The following is a 23,232-nucleotide window of genomic DNA, read 5'->3' as shown; positions in this document are numbered from 1 at the left end:
TACGACACTCTGGGTTGAGGATAGTGCAGAGCAATTGCCCAACCCCGTAGTGCGGATGCACCAGTGGGTTTGGTGCACTTGCCAAACCCAGCCAATTCTGGGAAAACCCCACCCTTTGCGCATCCATCGAGATTCCCATGAGCAACGATGAACTCCAGATCACCGACATCCGCCTGGGCGACGGCAAAACCGTGGTCAAGGGCGCGCTGATAACCACTCAATACACCGGCACTTTGGAAGACGGCACGGTGTTCGACTCTTCCTGGGAGCGCGGTAAGCCGTTCCAATGCGTTATCGGTACTGGCCGTGTCATCAAGGGTTGGGACCAGGGGCTGATGGGCATGCAGGTTGGTGGCGTGCGTACGCTGTTCGTGCCGGCGCATTTGGCTTATGGCGAACGGCCAATGGGCGCGCATATCAAGCCCAACAGCAATTTGCGTTTTGAGATTGAGTTGTTGGAAGTACTGACGCGGGATGATTGAAGTTTTTCGGTGCAAGGAGGCGGCATGCAGATGATTCAGGCGATACGTGACAGTTGGGGTTGGTGCGGCATTGACCCTGTTGAGGTGGTGGGTAGTACGGCATTTGGCAACCTGATGATCAAGGACGGGCAAGGGCGTTATTGGCGGTTGTGCCCTGAAGCATTGTGCTGCGAAGTGATTGCGCAAACCCGTGAAGTGTTGGACGAGGTGTCCAGGGATCAGGCGTTCTTGCGTGATTGGTATCTGCAACCGATGGTTGAGCAGGCCGAGGCAGCGCTGGGGCCGTTGGTCCCAGGCCAGGTTTATCATTTTGTTGTTTCGCCGGTGTTGGGCGGTGCGTATGGCATCGACAATGTAAGGCGGCTGGATCATGTCGAGCAGGTTCGGTTCAGCGGTGACCTGGCGCTGCAGATCAAGGACTTACCGGATGGCGCACAAGTGAAACTCAGGATCGTCGATTGACCCCGCCCTAGGCCTCCACTGCCCGCTCACTACATTTTTGATGACGGTGCGTTCGCAAAGCGGTACCTGAACCCGCCCTGAAGAATCCGGTCATTCCGCATCGGGAAAATTTCCTACGGTTTACTCCCCTGTAACCGAAGCGTAAGCTTCGCGCGATTTCATTATTAGCGGAGGCCCCAGTGGCTACTTGTTCAAGTGACAGTTGTAGGCCGGTCCCAGTCACCGGCACAGGCTTGGCAAGGTAACGCGCATTCTTCCGATGCCGTTGTCTCGCCAAAAAAAGCGAGAAGCGGTATCACCGCAGCGGCCAGTCCTGGCCCTGTCTTGATTCCCTCTCATCGACGCTGACCAGCACCTGAGTAACCCTCTGGATGCTACGGACGCGCCTGCCTTTCGAGGCGGGCGGGCCTGACCGACTGTGCCTGTGGAACCGGCGTAGCGAAAGGCTTCCATCTCCGTAGTTTGGCTGGCTATGAACAGGGAATATTTCCTATGCAAGCAATCAACAACATCAACCTCAACTCCTTGGTCGATACCCTGGTCAGCCTCACGGCCGCGTTTATTCTCGGTGGGCTGATTGGTTTCGAACGCCAATACCGTCAACGTACGGCTGGCTTGCGTACCAACGTGCTGGTGGCGGTGGGCGCGGCGATTTTTGTCGACATGGCCAATCGCTTGGGCGGTGCGGAAGGCGCGGTGCGCGTGGTGGCGTACGTGGTGTCGGGCATTGGTTTCCTGGGGGCGGGCGTGATCATGCGTGAAGAAGGCAATGTGCGCGGGCTCAACACGGCGGCCACGCTCTGGGCGTCTGCCGCGGTGGGGGCCTGCGCCGGTGCCGACCTGATCCTGGAGGCGCTGCTGGGCACGTTGTTTGTGCTGGCGGCGAACACACTGTTGCGGCCGATCGTCAATAACATCAACCGTCAGCCGCTGGACGTTGTATCGGCGGAAGTTACCAACATTTTGTATGTCATCGCCCGTCGTACCCAGCAAAAAGCCGTGTTGGCCTTGATGGAGGCGGAGCTGGCGCGCTGCAACTATCCGGCTAGCGATGTCGACGTACGACCTTTCGGCACTGATGAGGTGGAAATCGAAGCGACGCTTGCGGTGACGTCGGTGGACGGTGACGAACTGGATGCATTGGTGGCGCGAATCTCAATGTCGACCCTGGTGGTGCAGGCATTCTGGAGCCCAAGTACCACCGACTAGTCCCTGCTGCCAGCCGTGCATTGCGCAAAGCTGGCTATGCTTTAGCGAGGAAAGGTCCTACAAGCACTCGAGACTATCCCTTCATTTGAAAGAGCGCTGCATTGTTAAGGTTGCGCGCTTGTGCCTGCCCAGGAACCCGGGTTCGGCTTTACGTGGTTACCGTGTTTTTTCAAGTGGAGGGGTCTGTTCTGCCTGAAGTGTTAAGCAGAGTAATCAGTACCGTTTGTCGGAGCTGTTACTTTTCACAGGTAGATAGGTCCCGCGTGATGTGTAAGCGTACTGATCTTCCCAGGGGAGTCTTATGAGCAACAAAGCTTTAATAGTGGACGATCACCCTTTTATACGCTCCACCGTGAAGTACCTGTTGAAGCGGGAAGGCTTCGACAAAGTCTTTGAAGCGGGCAACGGCGCCGACGCTATGCAGATTGCCCGTGAGGAGCGCCCTGACTTGGTCATCCTCGATCTGGCAATGCCAAAACTCGGTGGGTTGGAGGTGATCAGCCGGATCAAGGCGCTGGAATTACCCTGCAAAATTCTGGTGCTTACTTCGTATCTCGCGGTATTTTTTTCCACCCGTTGCATGCGCGCCGGAGCCATGGGTTTTGTGGCCAAGACGGGTGAATTGGACGAGTTGCAAAAAGCGATCAGGGCGGTGATGTCCAACTACAGTTGTTTCCCAAGCCTACCCACCAGCTCGGTGCGGCGCGATGATCTGCAGACCACGGAGCAGGCGCTGGTGGAATCCCTGTCGGACCGCGAGTTGACGGTGCTGCAAAAATTGGCGCTGGGATTGGGCAACAAGGAAATTGCCGAAGATATGCTGTTGAGCCACAAAACCATCAGTACCTACAAGACCCGTCTCAAGGAAAAGCTGCATATGTCTTCGGTGGTGCATTTGTCCAAGTTCGCCCAGCGCAACCATTTGATCTGAAATGGCCACCCCTTGGCTGGCGAAACTTACAGCCATCTTGCTGATGGGGCTGTTGCCCTGTGTGGCGATGGCCCTGGACGAACCTCACTCTCTGCGTCTGCTCGGCCATTCCACTCTTGAAAACCCTACCGTGGTGCTTGATGAAGCCGACTGGCGTTGGCTACGTGAGCGACGCCGATTGGTGATGGGGGTGTCAGCACCCGATTACGCACCGTTTGATATGAGCAACAACAACGACGACTTCGAAGGTATTACCGCTGACTACGCAAGGTTGATCAGCCTGATCCTGAACATCCCTATCGACGTTCGGCGTTATGACACCCGCGATGAAGTGATCGATGCGCTCAAACGGGGAACCCTGGACTTTCTGGGGTCGGCCAACGGCTTTGAGGCGGCCGACCGGCAGTTGGTGCTGTCCCGGTCCTACGCCAATGATCAGCCTGTGCTGGTGACTCGTACCGGCGACAGCCACTCTTTAAGTGCAGACCTGGCCGGCAAACGCCTGGCGATGCTCTACCACTACATGCTGCCGGACGCCGTGCAGGCTTTTTACCCCCGCGCGCACTTGTTGCTGTTTGCTTCGACATTCGAAGCGATTGGTGCTGTGGCGTTCGGCCAGGCGGATGTCTACCTGGGCGATGCCATCAGCACCCGCTACCTGATCAACAAGAACCATCTGAATAACGTGCGCATGGCGGACTTTTCCGCGCTGGAAGTCAATCCGTTTGGGTTCGCCTTGACCAAGGACAACACCCGGCTGCTGACGATCATCAACGCTGCGCTGGCTGCAATTCCTGCCAGTCAGCAGTTGGAGATCCTGCGACGTTGGAGTGCTGGCGGCAGCGGTTACCTGGAGGCCGACCGATTGCGCTTGAGTGTGAGTGAGCAGCGCTGGATGGAAAAGCATCCGCTGGTGAAAGTGGCGGTGCTCGACAGGTTCGTGCCACTGTCATTCTTCAACGAGCAAGGACAATTCGAAGGCTTGAGCGCCGAGGTGATGTCGCGTATCAGCCTGCGCACCGGCTTGAAGTTTGAGGTGGTGCAAGGCAGTTCACTGCCCAGGCAAATCGATGCGGTCAGCACCGGCCAGGCGGACATGCTGGCGGTGATTACCCCCAGTGTCGAACGCGCCGAAAAGCTGCGTTTTACCCGGCCTTACTTGTCCAATCCCTATGTATTGGTGGTGCGTAGCGACGACGAACGCGTGGTTACCCTGGAAGACATGACTGCAAAGCGCTTGTCATTCATCGGTGGCAACAGCCTTGCGGCGCAGATTTCCCGGGATTACCCCGGCATCGAGTTTGTTAACGCTGAAAACCCTGAGCAAGCGATGGAGGCGGTGGCCAAAGGCAGTGTCGATGCGACGGTCCTTTCGCTTATCAGTGCGCGCTACATGATTGCGCGTAATTACCGTGATCGCCTGCGTATCACCAGCACGGTCGGCACGGACCCTGCCCGCATTACCTTTGGTGTCAGCCGCAGCCAGTTGGAGTTGTACTCAATCCTCGATAAAGCGCTGTTAAGCATCACACCCGAAGAGATGGATGAGATGACCAACCATTGGCGCAGCGAAATCATCATCGAGGACAGCTACTGGAAGCGCCACCGTAACGTGATTATCCAAGGGTTTGTCTTGGCGGCACTGCTGCTGTTAGTCACCCTGGGTTGGGTGTTCTACCTGCGTAACTTGATTCACAAGCGTACCCAAGCCGAAAGAGCCTTGAGCGACCAGATGCGTTTTATGAGCGTGTTGATCGATGGCACCCCCCACCCAATTTACGTGCGGGATCGCCAAGGGCGGTTAATGGCCTGTAACAACGCCTACCTTGATGTGTTCGGGTTCAAGCTGGAAGACGTGATCGGCAGGACCGTTGTGGAAACCGACACCGGCAACTCACCGCAGGCCCAGTCGTACCATGCCGACTACCTGCGCTTGATGGAGCGGGGCGAGCCGCAGATCCATGATCGTGTACTCAAGTTGCCCAATGGCGATGTGCTGACCATCTACCAGTGGATGCTGCCGTACCGTGATGGTGACGAGAAGGTGGTGGGCATGATCGCCGGGTGGGTCGACGTAAGTGAACGCCAACACTTGTTGGGCCAGCTTCAGGAGGCCAAGGAGGAAGCTGACGCAGCTAATCGGGCCAAGACCACGTTTTTGGCGACCATGAGCCACGAGATCCGCACACCGATGAATGCGGTGATTGGCATGATTGAGTTGGCCCTGAAAAATGCCGAACAGGGCCGAGCTGACCGGGATGCGCTGGAAGTGGCGTCGGTGGCCTCCCGCAGCATGTTGGAATTGATCGGCGATATTCTCGATATCGCACGCATCGAATCCGGCCATTTGTCCCTGGCCCTGGAACCCTCAAACTTGCGAGAGCTGCTGGCCTCGGTGGCGCGGGTGTTCGAAGGGTTGGCGCGAGACAAGGGCCTGGTGCTGCAAGTGGAGCTTGACCCGATGATCGATCAAATGGTGCTGATCGATCCTATGCGTCTCAAGCAGGTCGTGTCGAATTTGCTGGGCAATGCGATCAAGTTTACCGGCACCGGTGTCGTGCGCCTGGGCGCTGAGGGGACGCCGTCGTCGGCGGGCGAACAGTTGAGTTTGAGGTTATGGGTGGAAGACACCGGTATTGGCATCAGTGCCGAGGACCAACTACGTTTGTTCAACCCGTTTACCCAGGGCAGCAACAACGAACAATCGGCGCGTAGCGGGTCCGGACTGGGCTTGGTGATCAGCCGAAGCCTATGCAAGATGATGGGCGGCCAACTGCATTTGAGCAGTGTACTGGGTAAGGGCACGCGGGTGGACGTGACATTGACGCTGGCACAGGCCTCTGCGGGGCCGGCTCATTCACCGCTGCCATACCACCCACCCGCGCGTGGGTTAAACATCCTGGTGGTGGACGACTACCCGGCCAACCGCCTTTTGCTGGCGCGGCAGCTGAACTTTCTGGGGCACCACATCGTCACCGCTGAAGACGGGGTACAAGGGCTGGCACTGTGGCAGGCTGGGCATTTCGAAGGTGTTATCACCGATTGCAATATGCCCCTCATGGACGGTTACGCGCTGGCGCGTGATATTCGTGTACAAGAGCGCTTGCGTGGAATGGAGCCGTGCCTGTTGTTAGGTTTCACCGCGAATGCTCAGCCAGAAGAGGCCGAACGCTGCCGGCAAGCGGGCATGGACGGTTGTCTGTTCAAACCCACAGGGCTGGAAGACTTGCGCTTGGCATTGGCCTCGCGGACTGGCGCAGTGGCAAGCGATGAAGCTGAACCACTGTTTGACTTGAGTTCCCTTATCACGCTCACCGGGAATGATCGCGCCGCGCTTAACGAGTTGCTGGAGCCATTGCTTGACAGCCTCAAGGAGGATCAGGCTTTGCTGCAAGCGTTTTTAAGCAAGGCAGATTTTGCCAAGTTGTTTGACCTGGGCCATCGCGTCAAAGGAGGCGCGCGAATGGTCAAGGCCAAGGCGTTGATCGTCTGCTGCGAAGCATTGGAAAGCGTGTGTGAGCGACGAGATCTTGCTGCGTTGGGGGCCGCTACCGATGCGGTAGGCGTGGCCATCGATGAGTTAGATCGTTCCTTGGAAGCGTATTGCAATCAGGCGTGACTGAGTCGGATAGTCATCCGGTGAGTTTGGGAGAACTCCTACATGGAATGGGAACAAGCCTGATTTTTTCGTCGGAATATGTCTGGAAAATGGGCCTCGCTCACCGACGAGCGCTGCCTGTCCAGGGGTTTGCCATGCCGAACAAAGCACTGACCATCCTGATTGCCGATGAACAGCACCTGCAACGGCTGTACATCGAGAAAATGCTCAATCAACTGGGGTACCACCGGATTGTCCCGGTACAGACCTTCGAAGAAGTCCAGATTCTTACGGCCATTCCGGCCGAGCCGTTTGACGTGTTGATCATCAATGCCGGGCTTACCGCACATGCCTGCGAACCCCAAGCCCAGGTGCGACATGTGCTTGTCTACGATCACTTGGACCTGGGTGCGCAGGCCGGCGCAACGCCGGCCGTGCTGGTACGGCTGCCCGGCGTGCCCGACAACGTAAACCTCGAGCACTTCATGGATATCATCGACCCACCCGAAGCCGCCGGCGGCCTGCGGGTATTGCCGTGGCTGCGGGAATTATCCCGCATGCCTGCGGCGAGGGTTTAGTCCCACTTCGGCGCGATGCCCTTCGGGCTGGTCAAGCGGTGACCGCGTTCCAGGCCGGCAATTTGAGCCATGTCGGCGGCGCTCAAGGTCAGTTGCGGGGCCTTGAGGTTGCTTTCCAGGTTGGAACGCTTGGTCGAGGAAGGGATCACCGCGTAACCCTGTTGCATGGCCCAGGCCAGGGTGACTTGTGCCGGGGTAGCCTGGTGGCGTTCGGCAATCTGTTGGATCACCGCGTCCTTGAGCACTTCGCCGTAGGCCAGGGTCATGTAAGAGGTGATCTGAATACCGTGATCGGTGGCAAAATCCACCACCTTCTGGTTTTGCAGGTAAGGATGCAATTCGATCTGGTTGGTTGCGATGTTTTCGGCACCGACGGCGGCAATCGCCTGCTTCATCAGGTCGATGGTGAAATTGGAAATCCCGATCTGGCGCGTCAGGCCCAGGCGCTTGGCTTCCAGCAACTGCGCCATGAATTCGGCAACGGGTACCTGGTCTTCAGGCGATGGCCAGTGGATCAGGGTCAGGTCCAGGTAGTCGGTCTTGAGCTTGCGCAGGCTCTCTTTGAGACTTGGAATCAACAGGCCATCGGCGAAGTTGGCGATCCAGATCTTGCTGGTGATAAACAGCTCATCACGTGGAATGCCGCTGTTGGCGATGGCTTGGCCAACGTCTGCCTCGTTTTCATAGATCTGCGCGGTGTCGATGACCCGGTAACCCAGTTCCAGGCCAGTGCTGACCGAATCCATCACCACCTGGCCTTGCAGGCGGAAGGTGCCGAGGCCAAAGGCTGGGATGTTTTGCGTGGGGGTAGACATCAGTAACTCCAGAAGGGCGTGTGAACAATGGAGTCGAGTATCCGCCCGTCGTTCCTTCGGAAAAACCGCCGAAGTCGAAAAGGAGTTTTTACCGCCAGTCACGAATGGGCGCGTCCTGCGGCCTAAAACGTCGGCGGCGTAATCACCCAGATCACCGTCGTATCTACCTTGCCAGGGTTGCCGTAGCGATGAGGTTCACGGCTGGCAAAGCTGAAACTGTCGCCTTCATCCAACAGGAAGTGCTGCTCGCCGACCCAGAGCTCAAACTGTCCACTCAACACGTAGCCTGCCTCTTCGCCTTCGTGGCTATAACTCTGCTGGCTGTAGGTACCCGGCGGGAAGCAGGAGTGCAGCATTTCCAACTGATGGTTCGGCAGCGGTGTGAGTAACTGGTCAACGATACCGTCTTCATAGTGGATGCTCTGGCGATTCCCCTTGCGCACCACATAGCCGTCATCGGCAGGGGCGGGGATGGATTCGCTGGCGAAGAACCACTGGATGGTCACCCCCAGGCTACGGGCGATATTGAACAGCGCCGCAATTGACGGATACGCCAGGTTGCGCTCCAGTTGGCTGAGGTAGCCGGCAGTCAGTTCACTGGCCTGGGCCAGGTCCGTCAGCGTCATGCCACACGCCTTGCGCAGGCCGCGAATACGCGTGCCGAGAAACAGTTGCTGGGGTTCGTCTGTCAAAGGTTCCACGCTACCTTGAGTCCTTCATAGATCGCCTCTTCGGCGGTGCGCGGGGCCAGGCAGTCGCCGATACGATCAAACGGCACCAGGCCTTGCAGCTCCGCGCCCAGAGTGTCCACCGGCTGGTGGCCCTGGCACAACACCAGGGTGTCGATATTCTCCAACAGCATGGGCTCGCCGCTGGCGGTGTGTTGCAGGTACACCGTGGTGTCGTCGCAGCCGTACAGGCGGGCGTAGGGAATGATCGGGATGCCCAGCCGATGCAGCTCGCCGGCCAGTTGATCGCGTACGTACAGCGGCAGGTTTTCACCGCAATGGGTGCCGTTCACCGCCAGTTGCACGTGATGACCGGCGCGCACCAGGCGTTCGGCGATGCCGGGGCCGATCCAGTCGCAACGCCAGTCGACCACCACCACTGAACGCCCCAGCGTGACCTGTTCGCGCAGCACCTGCCAGGCGTCCACCACTTGCAGTTCCCCGCCGTTTTCGAAGGCCGGCCAGTAGGGCTCGGCGCCGGTGGCGATGATCACATGATCAGGTTTCTCCCGTTCCACCCGCGCGCGATCTACCCGTGTATTGCGCACCACGTGCACCCCGGCCAGTGCCATCTCTCGTTGCAGGTTGGTGCTGGCACCGCCGAATTCGCTACGACGCGGCAGCAATTGTGCCAACTGCACTTGCCCGCCCAATTGGCTGGTGGCTTCGTACAGCGTGACCTCATGCCCGCGTTGCGCCGCTACGGCAGCGGCCTTCATGCCGGCCGGGCCACCGCCGACCACCATGATGCGTCTACGCTTCACCGCTGTTTGTTGTTGGCCAAACTGCAACTCACGACCGGTCTCGGGATGCTGGATGCAAGAGATCGGCAACCCCTTGTGAAAGTGACCGATGCACGCCTGGTTGCAGGCGATGCACGCGCGCACATCTTCAACGTGACCCTCCTGGGTTTTGGCGGGCATCAGTGGGTCGCAGATCAACGCGCGCGTCATCCCGCACACATCGGCCTGGCCTCGCGCCAGGATCAATTCGGCTTCCTGGGGCTGGTTGATGCGCCCGGTAACAAACAGTGGAATTGACAGCTTGGCCTTGAACACAGCCGCCTCATCCGCCAGGTACGCAGCGGCGATGGCCATGGGTGGCACGATATGGATCGCACCGCCCAGCGACGCCGATGTACCGGCGACGATGTGCACATAGTCCAGCTCGGTTTGCAGGCTGTGCACGGCCTCAAGCGATTCACTTTCTGTCAGGCCCTCGGCATCGCGCTCATCGGCAGAAATACGCAGGCCGATGATGAATTGCGCGTCGGTCGCCGCCCGAACGGCTGCGATGATTTCCCGCAGAAATTTCAAGCGTTGCTCAAGCGACCCGTTGTACTCGTCGGTACGTCGGTTGACCCTTGGATTGAGAAACTGCGCCGGCAGATACCCATGGCTGGCGACCACCTCAACCCCATCGATACCGGCCTGATGCAACCGCCTGGCGGCTGCCGCGTAACCGGCGACAATCTCGTCGATCATCCCTTGGTCCAGTGCCCGCGGCATCACCCTGAAGCGTTCATTTGGCACGCCCGACGCGGAGTACGCCACGGCCAGCAAACCATCAGCCGACTCCATGATTTCCCGCCCCGGATGGAAAATCTGCGACAGCACTACGGTGCCCTGGGCATGGCAGACCTCAGCCAATTCGCGATAACCCCCGATGCACCCATCGTCAGTGGCCATCAGCACATGAGAGGTGTACCGCGCGCTGTCGTGCACCCCTGCCACCTGCAGCACAATCAGCCCGACACCGCCTTCTGCTCGCGCACGGTGATAGGCAATCAACTGCGGGTTGACCCGATTGTCGGTGGGCATCGAGGTGTCATGCCCGCTGGACATGATGCGGTTTTTCAGGCGTTTGCCCCGCAGGACCAGGGGCTCAAACAGGTGGGGAAAGGCAGGGTGCGACATGGTGCGGATACTCCAGGCGCTGTTATTGTTGTTTTTCTATAGGAGGCGAGCGCCAGTAAAAAATCAACTTGTTTTTTTACTGGCGACTGGATTAGCGTCGCCATCACCCACCCTGTGCCTGGAGAATAAAAATGACTCACTCCACCGAACAGCAACTGCGCGAGCAGCTTGCCGCGTGCTACCGCTTGATCGCCCACTACCGCATGAGCGACCTGATCTTCACCCATATTTCGGTGCGCATTCCCGGGCCCGAACATCACTTTCTGATCAACCCCTACGGCTTGATGTTCGATGAGATCACGGCGTCCAGCCTGGTGAAAATCGGCCTCGACGGGCACGCCGTGGAGCCTTCTCCCTACGCGGTCAACCCGGCGGGCTTTGTGATTCACAGCGCGATCCACGGCGCCCGCGAAGACGCCCATTGCGTGCTGCACACCCACACCCGGGCCGGCTGCGCGGTGGCGGCGCTGGAGTGCGGGTTGCTGCCGGTCAACCAGATCTCCATGGAGTTCTACGGCAAGGTCGCCTACCACGACTACGAAGGCGTGGCCCTGGACATGGACGAGCAACGCCGACTGGTGGCCGACCTGGGTGACAAGCCAGTGCTGATGCTGCGTAACCATGGTTTGCTCACGGTGGGCGAGACGGTCAGCCAGGCCTTCTTGCGCATGTATTACCTGGAGAAGGCCTGTGACATCCAGATCGCCGCGCAGGCCTGCGGTACGCTGATCCTGCCGTCTGCCGAGGTGTGCGCCTACACCGAGCAACAATTCAACAACCCTGGCCGCGCGCTGGAAGAGGGTGAGTTGGCTGATCTGGACGCCATGCACCTGGCGTGGTCGGCGTTGCTGCGGATGCTGGATCGGGTGTCGCCGGGGTATCGCGACTGATGTAGAGTCGTGCTGCCGACCCAATCGTAGGAAACCGCCGCATGACCCAGGAATCCCGTTTTTCCCGGATGGACCCGGAAGTGCGCAAGGCCAATCTGGTCCAGGCCACGCTTACATGCCTCAAGCGCGACGGCTTCCAGGGTGCGTCGATCCGCAAGATCAGCGCCGAGGCCGGAGTGTCGGTGGGGCTGATCAGCCATCACTACTCGGGCAAGGATGAGCTGGTGGCCGAGGCCTATCGCACCATCACCGGGCAGGTCATGAGCTTGCTGCGCGAGACCATGGCCAAGGCGCCGCCGAACCCGAGGGAGCGGTTGTCAGCGTTGTTTCGTGGCTCGTTCTCCGCTGAATTGCTCGACCCGCACCTGCTGGACGCTTGGCTGGTGTTCTGGGGCGCAGTGAAGACAGCGCCCGCGATCAACCTGGCCCACGAACATTCCTACGGCGAGTACCGCACCATCATGCGCTCGGCGCTGACCGACATGGCCAAGGAGGAGGGCTGGAAGCGCTTCGATGCCGACCTCGCCGCCATCGGCCTGAGTGCACTGCTGGACGGCTTGTGGCTGGAGTCGGGGCTCAACCCCGGTACGTTTACGCCGGAGCAGGGCATTCAAATCTGCGAAGCCTGGGTCGACGGCCTGCAGGCCGGTGGTCGTCAGCGTTACCAGCTCAAACCCTGAGCTAATCTCGCCGCCTGAACGCAAGGTTCAGGTCGGCATTTTCCCCCTCGAAAAATATTTCTGGCTTGCCGATTGCCTTCTTGCTGAACACTTGTTTAGTATCGGCGCATGTCGCACCCCTCACGCCAAATAAAATAATTCGAGGAAGCCATGACTACCGATTCGCCCGTGCTCACCCATGTGCAAGCAGGCGTCGCCTGGATCACCCTGAACCGTGGCCCGCAGCGCAATGCGTTGGACATTCCCACCCTCAAGCACCTGCACACCTTGCTCGATGCGTTCAACAGCGACGCCAGCGTACGCGTGGTGGTGCTGACCGCCAGCGGCCGCAGCTTCTGCGCGGGTGCCGACCTGGCCGAGTGGGCCGACGCCGAAGCGCGTGGCGCCCTCGAAACCTACGGCTGGACCGAAACCGCCCACGCCCTGATGACCCGTTTGCACACCCTCGACAAACCCACGATTGCCGCGATCAATGGCACCGCCGTCGGCGCCGGCATGGACCTGACCCTGTGCTGCGACCTGCGTATCGCGGCCCAATCGGCACGCTTCAAGGCCGGCTACACCAGCATGGCCTACTCGCCAGACGCGGGTGCCAGCTGGCACTTGCCACGCCTGATCGGCAGCGAACAAGCCAAGCGCCTGTTGTTCCTCGACGAACTGTGGAGCGCCGACCGCGCCCTCGCCACTGGGCTGGTAGGCGAAGTGGTCGCCGATGAGCAATTGCACGCCCACACCGCTGAACTCGCGACGCGCCTGGCCAACGGCCCGACGTTCGCCTTCGCCCAGACCAAGACCCTGATCCGTGAAGGCGCCGCGCGCAGCCTGCCCGAGCAGCTGCAGGCCGAACTCGCTGCAGGCCTGTTGTGCGGCAGAAGTGCCGACGGCGCCGAAGCGTTGCGCGCGTCCCTGGAAAAACGCTCTCCGATTTTCTCCGGCCAATAAGAACAACACCCTGAACAGGTAGCGCCATGAATTTCCAACTCAGCCAAGAACAAGACATGTTGGTGGACGCGGTACGCAGTTTTGTCGCCAAGGAATTGCTGCCCCATGAGGAAGCGGTGGACCGCGCCGACGAAGTCTCGCCAGAGCTGGCAGCGCAGATCCGCGACAAGGCGATTGCTGCCGGTTTCTATGCCTTCAACATGCCGGAGGAAGTGGGTGGTGGCGGCCTGGATTACCTGTCCCAGGCGCTGATTGAGCGGGAGTTGTCGAAGGTGTCGTGGGCGCTGCATGTGTTTGTCGCGCGCCCCTCGAAAATCCTGATGGCGTGCACCGGCGCGCAGATCGAGGACTACCTCTTGCCTTGTATCCAGGGCCAGAAAATCGACTGTTTTGCCCTGACTGAACCGGGTGCCGGCTCTGACGCCAACGCGATCAAGACCCGTGCCGTGCGCAGTGGCGATGACTTTGTGATCAACGGCAGCAAGCACTTCATCAGCCATGCCGGGCACGCCGATTTCGCCATCGTGTTCGCGGTCACCGACACCTACGAGCACAACGGAAGGCAGCGCAATGCGGTGACCTCGTTCCTGGTGGATCGCGGCACCGCCGGCATGACCATTCGCCGTGGCCCCAAGTGCGTGAGCAACCGCGGTTACCACACCTATGAAATGTTCTTCGACGACTGCCGCGTGCCGGCTTCCAAAGTGCTGGGCGAAGTGGGCAAAGGCTGGGACGTGGCCAACGCCTGGCTGACCGCCGGCCGTGTGATGGTCGCTGCCAACTGTGTCGGTCAGGCCCAGCGGGCGCTGGATGTTTCGCTGCAATGGGCGGCGGATCGCAAGCAATTCGGCCAGCCGATCGGCACCTATCAAGGTGTGAGTTTCAAGCTGGCCGACATGGCCACGCAGATCCGCGCCGCTGAGCTGCTGACCCTGCACACTGCCTGGAAGATGGACCAGGGCAGCATGACCGACGGCGAGGCCGGGATGGCCAAGCTGTTTGCCAGTGAAACCCTGGGCAAGGTCGCCGATGAGGCGGTGCAGATTTTCGGTGGCATGGGCTTGATGGACGAAGGGCCGGTGGAGCGCATCTGGCGCAACGCGCGGATCGAACGGATCTGGGAAGGCACCTCGGAAATCCAGCGCCATATCATCGCCCGTGAACTGCTGCGGCCGCTGTTGCGCTGATTGGCGCGGAGAACGCTTATGTCCCAGGTTATTCGCGACAACCTCAAGCGCCTGCTCGCGCCCCGGCACCTGGCTTTCGTCGGCGGGCGCAGCATGGCCCGTGCGCTCAAGCGCTGCGCCGATGGCGGGTTTGCCGGGCCGATGTGGCTGGTCAATCCGCAGCACGACAGCCTCGATGGCATCCCTTGTGTACGCCGTATCGCCGACCTGCCGTGCGGCCCGGATGCGGTGTTTATCGCCACCAATCGTGAGCTGACGCTGACCTGCGTCGCCGAACTGGCAGCCATCGGTACCGGTGGTGCAATCTGCTACGCCTCGGGCTTTGCCGAAACCGGCGCCAGTGGTGCCGCAATGCAGCAGCAGCTATTAGAGGCTGCGGGCGAGATGGCCTTGCTCGGGCCCAACTGCTACGGCCTGCTCGACTACCTGCACAGCTCGGCGCTGTGGCCGGTGGCCCATGGCGGCAAGGCGGTGGAGAAGGGCGTGGCGGTGCTGACCCAAAGTGGCAACTTCGCCTATAACCTGTCGATGAGCGACCGCTCGCTACCCGTGGCCTACATGGCCTCGGTGGGCAACCAGGCGCAGTTGGGCGTTGCCGAATTGATGGACGTGCTGCTCGAAGAGCCGCGTGTCACCGCTATCGGCCTGCACCTGGAAGGCTTGAAGAACGTGCCAGGGTTTGCCCGTGCTGCGCACAAGGCGTTGGAGAAGGGCATCCCGATTATCGCGCTGAAGACCGGTGTGTCACAGATCGGTGCCGAGCTGGCGTTGAGTCACACCAGCTCGCTGTCCGGCTCGGATGCGCTGTACGACAGTCTGTTTGCACGGCTTGGCGTGATCCGTGTCAGTGGGCCGGTGAGTTTTGTCGAAACCCTCAAAGCCGCCGCATGCGGCAACCTTCCTGCAGGCAATCGCCTGATTGCGCTGGCCTGTTCCGGTGGTGATGCCGGGTTGATTGCCGACTACGCCGAGCGTAACCATCTGGCCTTGCCCAAGCTGGACGAGGCCCAACGTACAGAGTTGGCGCAGGTGCTGCCCAGCTACGCCAACCTAGTCAACCCGCTGGACTTCACCACCGCTATCTGGGGGGACCGCGACGCTCTCAACAGCATGCTCGATACCGCCCTGCGCACCGATGCCGATGCGGCCATGCTAGTGCTGGATTACCCGGCCGAGTTCACCGGTGAGCGCAAGGAGTGCGACCTGCTGTTGGAGCTGTTCTGCGACGCGCTTGGCCGGCACGGCAAGACCGGGTTCGTTACCTCGGCATTTCCCGAACTGCTGCCGGCTCACGCGCGTGAGCGCCTGCACGCCCAAGGCATTGCTGCGCTGCAAGGCGTGGAAGACGCGCTCGCCGCGTGGGGGCGTATTGCCGACTATCAGCACAACCGTGGCGTGCTGCTGGAACGCGGCGAGTCGATACTTGAGCCACTGTGCCCACGAGCGCTGGGTGGCCAAGGTCTGGCGCTGGATGAATGGGCTTCCAAGCAAGCCTTGCGCTCGTTCGGCCTCACCACACCAGCCGGTGTGCTGAGCACGCCGGAGCAGGCGATCAGTGATGCATCGCGCTTGGGCTACCCGGTGGTACTCAAGGCCGTCAGTGTTGACTTGCCGCATAAAACCGAAGCCGGCGCCGTGGCGCTGAACCTCAAGGACGGTGTTGCCCTGGCCACGGCCCTGGAACGCATGCGCGGGGAACTCGCTGCGTACGCGCCAAACGTCGCCTTCGATCAATTGTTGCTGGAGTCCATGGCCACGCCACCGTTGGCCGAGCTGATCGTGGGCATCAAGCGCGAAAATGATTTTGGCCTGGCACTGGTCATCGGCGCCGGTGGCATCCTCGTTGAATTGCTCAAGGACAGCCGCAGCCTGCTGCTGCCCACCACCGACCACGCCATTCGCAACGCCTTGCTCAGCTTGCGCAGCGCCGCCTTGCTGCAAGGCTTTCGCGGGCGTGAAGTGGCGGACATGGATGCACTGGTGGCGGCGATTCGAGCAGTGGCCGACTACGCCTGCGCCAACGCCGGGCACCTGTTGGAACTGGATGTGAACCCACTGTTGGTCAATGCTCGGGGCGCCACTGCGGTCGACGCATTGATTCGTCTAGGAGATGAGCATGCACGATAAGACTTTGACCGGCGGCCAGGCGTTGGTGCGGTTGTTGGCCAACTACGGCGTTGACACTGTGTTCGGCATCCCCGGCGTGCACACGTTGGAGCTGTATCGCGGCTTGCCCGGCAGCGGCATCCGTCACGTGCTCACTCGCCATGAACAAGGCGCGGGATTTATGGCCGACGGTTATGCGCGGGTCAGCGGCAAGCCGGGGGTATGCTTTGTGATCACCGGTCCCGGCGTGACCAATGCCGCCACCGCCATCGGCCAGGCGTACGCCGACTCGATTCCGATGCTGGTAATTTCCAGCGTCAACAGCACCGCCAGTCTCGGCAAGGGCTGGGGCATCTTGCATGAGACCCAGGACCAGCGTGCGATCACCGCGCCGATCACGGCGTTTTCTGCAGTGGCGTTAAGCGCCGAAGACCTGCCGGAGCTGGTCGCTCGCGCGTATGCCGTATTCGACAGCGAGCGACCACGGCCGGTGCATATTTCGGTACCGTTGGATGTGCTGGCGGCGCCGATCAAGTGGGACTGGAGCCATGAAGTCGTGCGGCGTCCTGGGCGTGGTCTGCCCTCGACCGACGTGCTGGACCAGGCCGCGACCAAACTCGCGGCGGCCAAGCGTCCGATGATCATTGCCGGTGGTGGTGCACTGGCTGCGGGTGAGGCGTTGCAGCGCTTGAGCACGCAGTTGGCGGCGCCGTTTTTTACCAGCGTTGCAGGCAAAGGCTTGCTGCCGATCGATGACCCGCTGAATGCGGGCTCCACCCTGTGTGTCGAGCCTGGCTGGCAACTGATCAGCGAGGCGGACGTGGTGCTGGCAGTCGGCACGGAAATGGCCGACACCGACTATTGGCGCGAGCGTTTGCCCCTCAGCGGCGAGCTGCTGCGGGTGGATATCGACCCGCGCAAATTCAATGATTTCTACCCCTGCACCGTGGCGTTGCGGGGCGATGCCCATCAGACGATTGTGGCGTTGCTGGAGCGCTTGCCGACGGCATCACCTGACGCCGAAGCCGCGATCCAAAAAGTCGCAGCATTGCGTCAGGCCGTAGAGCTGGGGCACGGCCCCTTGCAGTCCATCCACCAAGCCATCCTCGACCGTATCGAAGCCGAACTGCCCGCTAACGCGTTCATCAGCAGCGACATGACCCAACTGGCCTACACCGGCAATTACGCCTACCCGAGCCGTGCCCCGCGCAGCTGGCTGCACCCCACCGGCTACGGCACCTTGGGGTACGGCTTGCCGGCGGGCATCGGTGCCAAGTTCGGCGCACCGCAGCGCCCGGGCCTGGTGCTGGTGGGCGATGGGGGCTTTCTCTACACCGCCCAGGAACTGGCCACCGCCGTTGAAGAACTGGACAGCCCGCTGGTGGTGCTGTTGTGGAACAACGATGCCCTTGGCCAGATTCGCGACGACATGCTCAACCTGGATATCGAGCCCATCGGCGTACTGCCCCGCAACCCGGATTTCGCGCTGTTCGCCCAGGCATTCGGCTGCACCGTGAACCAGCCCCGCAACCTGGATGAGTTGCAGACGGATTTGCGCAACGGTTTCAAACGCAATGGCGTGACCCTGATCGAGCTGAAACATGCCTGTGCCTGTTGATCTTTAGAGGAGCAACACCGTGAGCGAAAACAACAACAAAATGACTCAAGCAATGCACCGACGAGACTTCCTCAAACACAGCGCCGTGGCCGGTGCGGTGGCGGCAGCGTTTTCCATGGGCCTGACGCTTCCGGCCTTTGCCGAAGACGCCACACCCAAGCCCGGCGGCGTGCTGCGCCTGGGCCTGGCGGGTGGTAGTACTACGGACTCCCGCGATCCGGGTTCGTGGGTCGACACGTTCACCTTTGTCGGCTTCTCGGCGGTGTACAACACGCTGACTGAAATTGCCGTCGACGGCACCGCGATTCCCGAACTGGCCGAGCGTTTCGAATCCACGCCGGATGCGCGGGTGTGGACCTTCTACTTGCGCCAAGGCGTGACCTTCCACAACGGCAAAAGCCTCACCGCCGACGACGTAGTGGCTTCGATCAATCACCACCTGAGCAAGGACTCCACCTCAGCCGCCAAGACCGTGCTCGGCGATGTCGCCAGCGTCAGTGCCAAGGGCAGCGATGCGGTGGTGTTCGAGCTGCATTCGGGCAACGCCGACTTCGCCTACGTGGTCGCTGATTATCACCTGGTGATCATGCCCGCCAAAGACGGCGCCGCCGATTGGCAGGCGGGTGTAGGCACCAGCGGCTACCGCCTGAAAAGCTTCGAGCCCGGCGTGCGCATGGACCTGGAGCGCAACCCCGATTACTGGAAACCGGGCAGGGCGCATTTCGCCAGTGCCGAACTGCTGGCCATCGCTGACGGCGCCGCACGGGTCAATGCGCTGGTCACCGGGCAAGTGGATGTGATCAACAAGGTCGACCTGAAAACCGTGGCCTTGCTCAAGCGCAATCCGAGCCTGGTCATCGAAGAAACCAAAGGCGCCCAGCACTACACCTTCCCGATGCTGTGCGACAGCAACGAGTTCAAGAACAACGACATCCGCATGGCGATGAAACATGCGATCAACCGCGAGACCCTGCTGGCCTCGGTGCTGCACGGCTATGGGCTGGTGGGTAATGACCATCCGATCCAGCCGGGCAGCCGTTTTATCAACGCCGCTCTGGAGCAGCGCACCTACGATCCGGACAAGTCGCGGTTCTACCTGCGCAAGGCGGGTGTGGAGTCGCTCAAGGTACGCCTGCAAGCCTCCGACGCCGCGTATACCGGGGCGGTAGACGCCTCGGTGTTGTTCAAGGAGCAGGCGCGCCAGGCAGGCATCGATATCGACGTCGTACGTGAGCCCGCCGACGGGTTCTTCTCCAATGTGTGGATGAAGCAGCCGTTCACCACGTCGTTCTGGTACAGCAGCTTGACGGCCGACCGTATGTTCAGCATCGGCTATGCCAAGGGCGCGGCATGGAATGAGACCCACTGGGACAACGCGCGCTTCAACCAACTGCTGACCGCCGCCCGTGGCGAGATGAACGCACCGCTGCGCCAAGAGATGTACAACGAAATGCAGGCCCTGTGCCGGGATGATGGCGGGGCGATCGTGCCGTTGTTTGCCAGTTCTGTGGCGGCGCGGTCGAACCGGGTCAGTCATGGGCCACTGACGGCGCCTTACGGCGAGTTGGACGGCTTGCGGCTGATCGAGCGGTGGTGGCAGGCCTAGGGACCTCTCAGTCAATGACTATCAAATGTGGGAGGGATGTGTGGTGGTTTCTCTAAGGTGTTTTTATGAATAGCCTGCTCAAACTCGTCCTCCAACGCCTCGCCCTTGGCCTGCTGTCGCTGTTCGCCGTTTCGGTGATCATCTTCCTCGCGGTGGGCATGCTGCCCGGCGATATCGCCCAGGCCATGCTCGGCCAGTCGGCCACACCGGAAACCGTGGCGGCTTTCCGGGCTCAACTGGGGCTGGATCTGCCGCCGCTCACGCGCTTTGCACAATGGCTGCTGCGCCTGCTGCACGGTGACCTAGGCGCCTCGCTCGCCAACCAGCAACCTATTGCCGATTTGATCGGCGCGCGCTTGGGTAACACCCTGAGCCTGGCCGCGCTGGCGGCATTGGTTTCGGTGCCGACGGCCTTGGTGCTTGGCATGCTGGCGGCGCTGTACCGCAACAGCTGGTTCGATCGCTTGCTCAACACCTCGGCGCTCAGTGCGGTGTCGTTCCCGGAGTTTTTTGTGGCTTACCTGCTGATCCTGGTGTTCTCGGTGAAACTCGGTTGGTTTCCCAGCCTGTCCAACCTGGCGCCGGATGCCACCTTCGGCACGATCCTGGAACGCTCGGTGTTGCCGGTGGCCACTCTGAGCCTGGTGGTCATCGCGCAGATGATGCGCATGACGCGCGCGTCCCTGATCAACCTGCTGGCCAGCCCTTATATCGAGATGGCGCGGCTCAAGGGCATCAGCCAATCGCGCATTATCTGGAAGCACGCATTGCCCAATGCGCTGGCGCCGATCGTCAACGTGATCGCGCTGAACCTGGCGTACCTGGTGGTGGGCGTGGTGGTGGTCGAAGTGGTCTTCGTCTACCCAGGCCTCGGCCAGTTGCTGGTGGACTCGGTGTCCAAGCGCGACATTCCGGTGGTGCAGGCTTGCAGCCTGATCTTTGCCGCCACGTACATCCTGCTCAATACCGGGGCGGACGTGCTGTCCATCGCCAGCAACCCACGCCTGATGCATCCCAAGGGGTAGTCCATGAGCCTACTGAGCCAAGTGGCACGGGCGCCGTTGAGCGCCAAGTTCGGCCTGCTGATCATTGTGTTGTACGTCGCGGTGGCGCTGTTTGCGCCGCTGCTGGCGCCTTATGGCGAAACCCAGGTGGTGGGCGAGGGCTTCGCGCCCTGGAGCGGCCAGTTCCTGCTGGGCACCGATAACCTGGGGCGCGATATGTTCAGCCGGTTGGTGTATGGCGCGCGCAACACCCTGGGCATTGCGTTCCTCACCACCACGCTGGCGTTTCTGCTCGGTGGCTTGGGCGGGCTGGTGGCGGCGATCAAGGGGGGCTGGATCGACCAGGGCTTGTCGCGGGTGGTGGATGTGCTGATGGCGATCCCGCAACTGATCTTTGCGCTGTTGATCCTCAGCGTGGTCGGCACCAATGCCACGTCGCTGGTACTGGTGATTGCACTGCTGGATTCAACGCGGGTGTTTCGCTTGTCCCGCGCGGTGGCGATGACCGTGGTGGTGCAGGACTTCGTGGAAGCTGCGCGCCTGCGGGGTGAAGGCCTGTGGTGGCTGGTGACCCGTGAAGTACTGCCCAACGCGGCCGCACCGCTGATTGCCGAATTCGGTTTGCGCTTCTGCTTTGTGTTCCTGTTTATCAGCGCGCTGTCGTTCCTCGGCCTGGGCATTCAGCCGCCCACGGCGGACTGGGGCAGCATGGTGCGCGACAACGCCGTGTTGATTACTTTCGGCGATATCAGCCCGTTGCTGCCGGCGTTGGCTGTGGCACTGATCACCGTCAGCGTGAATTTTGTCGTCGACTGGATGCTGCATAAGTCCAGTGGCCTGAAGGAGTGTTGAGGATGGACAAGCCATTGCTGGAAATCCGCAACCTGCAGATTGAAGGGCATTACGAAGACGCATGGCACCCGCTGATCAAGGGGATCGACCTGACCTTGCAGCGTGGCGAAGTGTTGGGGCTGATTGGTGAGTCGGGGGCGGGTAAGTCCACCCTCGGCCTGGCGGCGATGGGCTATGCCCGCGACGGTTGCCGAATTGTGGGTGGCTCGGTGTGTTTTGACGGCATTCAATTGTTGCAGGCCAAGCCCGAAGCGCTGCGCAAATTGCGTGGGCTGCGCATTGCCTATGTGGCGCAGAGCGCTGCCGCCTCGTTTAACCCGGCCCATCGTCTGATTGACCAGCATGTGGAAACGGCGGTGATCAATGGAGGAGTCAGTCGTGCCCAGGCCGAGCGTGAAGCGGTGGAGCTGTACCGCGTGCTGCGCCTGCCCAACCCGCAGACCATCGGCCAGCGCTACCCCCATCAAGTTTCTGGTGGGCAGTTGCAGCGGGTGATGACGGCCATGGCGATGGCCTGCCACCCGGACCTGATCATCTTCGACGAACCCACCACCGCTCTCGACGTTACCACTCAGATCGAAGTGCTGGCGGCGATTCGCGATGCGGTGAAAACCTTCGGCAGCGCTGCGCTGTACATCAGCCATGACTTGGCGGTGGTCGCGCAGATGGCCGATCGCATCATGGTGCTGCGCCACGGCAAGCTGGTGGAAGAGGCTGACACCCGCAGCATGCTCAGCCAACCGCAGCAGGACTACACCAAATCCCTGTGGGCGGTGCGCAGTTTTCGCACCGAGCCCAAGGCGTGTCCGGTCCAGGAAGTACCGCTGCTGGAGGTACGCCAAGTCAGTGCCAGTTACGGGCATCAACCGGTCCTGCACGACGTCTCGATGAAGCTGTATCGCGGCCAGACCCTGGCGGTGATCGGTGAGTCTGGCAGCGGTAAAAGCTCAACGGCGCGGCTGATTACCGGGCTGCTGCCCGCCACGGCAGGGCAGGTGCTGTACGACGGTGAGGCACTGCCGGTGGATTTTCGGCGGCGCAGCAAGGAGCAGTTGCGGCGTGTGCAGATGATCTACCAGATCCCCGATACCGCCTTGAACCCGCGCCAGCGCATCGTCGATATCATCGGCCGGCCGCTGACGTTCTACCTCGGCCTCAAGGGCAAGGCCATGCGCGCACGCGTTGCCGAATTGCTGGAGATGATCGAACTGGACCCGGCGGTGTACATGGAGCGTCAGCCGCGCGAGTTGTCTGGCGGGCAGAAACAGCGCATCTGCATCGCCCGCGCCCTTGCAGCCGACCCGCAGTTGATCATCTGCGACGAAGTTACTTCGGCCCTGGATCAACTGGTGGCCGAGGGCGTGTTGAAACTGCTCAATCGCATCCAGCAACAGCTTGGCGTTGCCTATCTGTTTATCACCCATGACGTCGCTACCGTGCGCGCCATCGCCGACGAAGTGGTGGTGATGCAGCGGGGCAGGGTAGTGGACCAGGGCAGCCGCAGTGCGATTTTCACCCCGCCGTACCAGGATTACACCGGCCTGCTGTTTTCATCGGAACCGGAGATGAACCCAGACTGGCTCGATCATCTGCTGGCCCAACGGGCGGCGCACACTGTTTGAGGACGA

At 60.9% G+C, this 23,232-nt stretch carries 19 protein-coding genes; 16 read left to right on the top strand and 3 right to left on the bottom strand.

Going from position 1 to position 23,232, the window contains the following annotated elements:
* Positions 1-137: 137 nt before the first annotated feature.
* From CFE47_RS18075 to CFE47_RS18050, 6 genes are all read left to right on the top strand, one after another.
* Positions 138-482: an FKBP-type peptidyl-prolyl cis-trans isomerase gene (locus CFE47_RS18075; protein ID WP_286839054.1), complete on the top strand. Its 345-nt coding sequence runs from the start codon at positions 138-140 to the stop codon at positions 480-482.
* Positions 483-506: 24 nt separating this feature from the next.
* Positions 507-944, top strand: a complete 438-nt coding sequence (locus tag CFE47_RS18070) for a T6SS immunity protein Tdi1 domain-containing protein (protein WP_286839052.1) — start codon at positions 507-509, stop codon at positions 942-944.
* A gap of 492 nt (positions 945-1,436) precedes the next feature.
* Positions 1,437-2,153 (top strand): MgtC/SapB family protein, encoded by a 717-nt coding sequence (locus CFE47_RS18065; RefSeq protein ID WP_286839050.1) that lies wholly within the window; start codon positions 1,437-1,439, stop codon positions 2,151-2,153.
* A 301-nt stretch (positions 2,154-2,454) separates the two neighbouring features.
* Positions 2,455-3,084 (top strand): response regulator transcription factor, encoded by a 630-nt coding sequence (locus CFE47_RS18060; protein ID WP_286839048.1) that lies wholly within the window; start codon positions 2,455-2,457, stop codon positions 3,082-3,084.
* 1 nt (position 3,085) lies between these two features.
* Positions 3,086-6,703: a transporter substrate-binding domain-containing protein gene (locus CFE47_RS18055; protein ID WP_286839046.1), complete on the top strand. Its 3,618-nt coding sequence runs from the start codon at positions 3,086-3,088 to the stop codon at positions 6,701-6,703.
* A gap of 134 nt (positions 6,704-6,837) precedes the next feature.
* Entirely contained in the window at positions 6,838-7,260 is a 423-nt protein-coding gene (locus tag CFE47_RS18050) for an ANTAR domain-containing protein (protein WP_286839044.1), read from the top strand.
* Here CFE47_RS18050 and dkgB read toward each other — a convergent pair.
* The 3 genes from dkgB to CFE47_RS18035 form a co-directional block, all read right to left on the bottom strand.
* Positions 7,257-8,075 carry a 2,5-didehydrogluconate reductase DkgB gene (gene dkgB, locus CFE47_RS18045; protein ID WP_286839042.1) on the bottom strand — a complete coding sequence of 273 codons (819 nt, stop codon included), beginning with the start codon at positions 8,073-8,075 and terminating at the stop codon, positions 7,257-7,259. The two genes, CFE47_RS18050 and dkgB, sit on opposite strands and share 4 nt — an antisense overlap.
* Positions 8,076-8,197: 122 nt before the next feature.
* Positions 8,198-8,776 carry a helix-turn-helix domain-containing protein gene (locus CFE47_RS18040; protein ID WP_286839039.1) on the bottom strand — a complete coding sequence of 193 codons (579 nt, stop codon included), beginning with the start codon at positions 8,774-8,776 and terminating at the stop codon, positions 8,198-8,200.
* Positions 8,764-10,719: an oxidoreductase gene (locus CFE47_RS18035; protein WP_286839037.1), complete on the bottom strand. Its 1,956-nt coding sequence runs from the start codon at positions 10,717-10,719 to the stop codon at positions 8,764-8,766. Before CFE47_RS18035 ends, CFE47_RS18040 begins: the two co-directional genes overlap by 13 nt.
* 131 nt (positions 10,720-10,850) lie before the next feature.
* Here CFE47_RS18035 and CFE47_RS18030 point away from each other — a divergent pair, with 131 nt between their 5' ends.
* From CFE47_RS18030 to CFE47_RS17985, 10 genes are all read left to right on the top strand, one after another.
* Positions 10,851-11,609, top strand: a complete 759-nt coding sequence (locus CFE47_RS18030) for a class II aldolase/adducin family protein (RefSeq protein ID WP_286839034.1) — start codon at positions 10,851-10,853, stop codon at positions 11,607-11,609.
* A gap of 41 nt (positions 11,610-11,650) precedes the next feature.
* Positions 11,651-12,289 carry a TetR family transcriptional regulator C-terminal domain-containing protein gene (locus CFE47_RS18025; RefSeq protein ID WP_286839032.1) on the top strand — a complete coding sequence of 213 codons (639 nt, stop codon included), beginning with the start codon at positions 11,651-11,653 and terminating at the stop codon, positions 12,287-12,289.
* 150 nt (positions 12,290-12,439) lie between these two features.
* Positions 12,440-13,231 (top strand): enoyl-CoA hydratase/isomerase family protein, encoded by a 792-nt coding sequence (locus CFE47_RS18020; protein ID WP_286839030.1) that lies wholly within the window; start codon positions 12,440-12,442, stop codon positions 13,229-13,231.
* A 26-nt stretch (positions 13,232-13,257) separates the two neighbouring features.
* Complete coding sequence (locus CFE47_RS18015; protein WP_286839029.1) at positions 13,258-14,418, top strand: acyl-CoA dehydrogenase family protein; 1,161 nt, start codon at positions 13,258-13,260, stop codon at positions 14,416-14,418.
* 18 nt (positions 14,419-14,436) lie between these two features.
* Positions 14,437-16,545 (top strand): acetate--CoA ligase family protein, encoded by a 2,109-nt coding sequence (locus tag CFE47_RS18010; RefSeq protein WP_286839027.1) that lies wholly within the window; start codon positions 14,437-14,439, stop codon positions 16,543-16,545.
* On the top strand, positions 16,535-18,142 hold the full coding sequence (locus CFE47_RS18005; protein ID WP_286839025.1) for a 5-guanidino-2-oxopentanoate decarboxylase: 1,608 nt from the start codon (positions 16,535-16,537) through the stop codon (positions 18,140-18,142). Before CFE47_RS18010 ends, CFE47_RS18005 begins: the two co-directional genes overlap by 11 nt.
* A 19-nt stretch (positions 18,143-18,161) precedes the next feature.
* Positions 18,162-19,748 (top strand): ABC transporter substrate-binding protein, encoded by a 1,587-nt coding sequence (locus CFE47_RS18000; protein ID WP_286839023.1) that lies wholly within the window; start codon positions 18,162-18,164, stop codon positions 19,746-19,748.
* Between the two features lie 65 nt (positions 19,749-19,813).
* Positions 19,814-20,773 carry an ABC transporter permease gene (locus CFE47_RS17995; RefSeq protein WP_286839021.1) on the top strand — a complete coding sequence of 320 codons (960 nt, stop codon included), beginning with the start codon at positions 19,814-19,816 and terminating at the stop codon, positions 20,771-20,773.
* A gap of 3 nt (positions 20,774-20,776) precedes the next feature.
* Complete coding sequence (locus CFE47_RS17990) at positions 20,777-21,604, top strand: ABC transporter permease (protein ID WP_185710534.1); 828 nt, start codon at positions 20,777-20,779, stop codon at positions 21,602-21,604.
* Positions 21,605-21,606: 2 nt separating this feature from the next.
* Positions 21,607-23,226, top strand: coding sequence for an ABC transporter ATP-binding protein (locus CFE47_RS17985; RefSeq protein ID WP_286839018.1), 1,620 nt, complete (start codon positions 21,607-21,609; stop codon positions 23,224-23,226).
* Positions 23,227-23,232: the final 6 nt, after the last annotated feature.

The organism is Pseudomonas sp. PGPPP1 (genome assembly GCF_002255865.1).
GTDB classification, from domain to species: domain Bacteria; phylum Pseudomonadota; class Gammaproteobacteria; order Pseudomonadales; family Pseudomonadaceae; genus Aquipseudomonas; species Aquipseudomonas cremoris.
This window is presented reverse-complemented; position numbering and strand designations above follow the sequence as displayed.

Coding starts and splice junctions, on each gene's coding strand:
- CFE47_RS18070 (WP_286839052.1), top strand. CDS start 507: ATGCAGATGATTCAGGCGATACGTGACAGTTGGGGTTGGTGCGGCATT.
- CFE47_RS18035 (WP_286839037.1), bottom strand. CDS start 10,719: ATGTCGCACCCTGCCTTTCCCCACCTGTTTGAGCCCCTGGTCCTGCGG.
- CFE47_RS18030 (WP_286839034.1), top strand. CDS start 10,851: ATGACTCACTCCACCGAACAGCAACTGCGCGAGCAGCTTGCCGCGTGC.
- CFE47_RS18060 (WP_286839048.1), top strand. CDS start 2,455: ATGAGCAACAAAGCTTTAATAGTGGACGATCACCCTTTTATACGCTCC.
- CFE47_RS17985 (WP_286839018.1), top strand. CDS start 21,607: ATGGACAAGCCATTGCTGGAAATCCGCAACCTGCAGATTGAAGGGCAT.
- CFE47_RS18025 (WP_286839032.1), top strand. CDS start 11,651: ATGACCCAGGAATCCCGTTTTTCCCGGATGGACCCGGAAGTGCGCAAG.
- CFE47_RS18015 (WP_286839029.1), top strand. CDS start 13,258: ATGAATTTCCAACTCAGCCAAGAACAAGACATGTTGGTGGACGCGGTA.
- CFE47_RS17995 (WP_286839021.1), top strand. CDS start 19,814: ATGAATAGCCTGCTCAAACTCGTCCTCCAACGCCTCGCCCTTGGCCTG.
- CFE47_RS18050 (WP_286839044.1), top strand. CDS start 6,838: ATGCCGAACAAAGCACTGACCATCCTGATTGCCGATGAACAGCACCTG.
- CFE47_RS18055 (WP_286839046.1), top strand. CDS start 3,086: ATGGCCACCCCTTGGCTGGCGAAACTTACAGCCATCTTGCTGATGGGG.
- CFE47_RS18065 (WP_286839050.1), top strand. CDS start 1,437: ATGCAAGCAATCAACAACATCAACCTCAACTCCTTGGTCGATACCCTG.
- CFE47_RS18010 (WP_286839027.1), top strand. CDS start 14,437: ATGTCCCAGGTTATTCGCGACAACCTCAAGCGCCTGCTCGCGCCCCGG.
- CFE47_RS18005 (WP_286839025.1), top strand. CDS start 16,535: ATGCACGATAAGACTTTGACCGGCGGCCAGGCGTTGGTGCGGTTGTTG.
- CFE47_RS18075 (WP_286839054.1), top strand. CDS start 138: ATGAGCAACGATGAACTCCAGATCACCGACATCCGCCTGGGCGACGGC.
- CFE47_RS17990 (WP_185710534.1), top strand. CDS start 20,777: ATGAGCCTACTGAGCCAAGTGGCACGGGCGCCGTTGAGCGCCAAGTTC.
- CFE47_RS18020 (WP_286839030.1), top strand. CDS start 12,440: ATGACTACCGATTCGCCCGTGCTCACCCATGTGCAAGCAGGCGTCGCC.
- dkgB (WP_286839042.1), bottom strand. CDS start 8,075: ATGTCTACCCCCACGCAAAACATCCCAGCCTTTGGCCTCGGCACCTTC.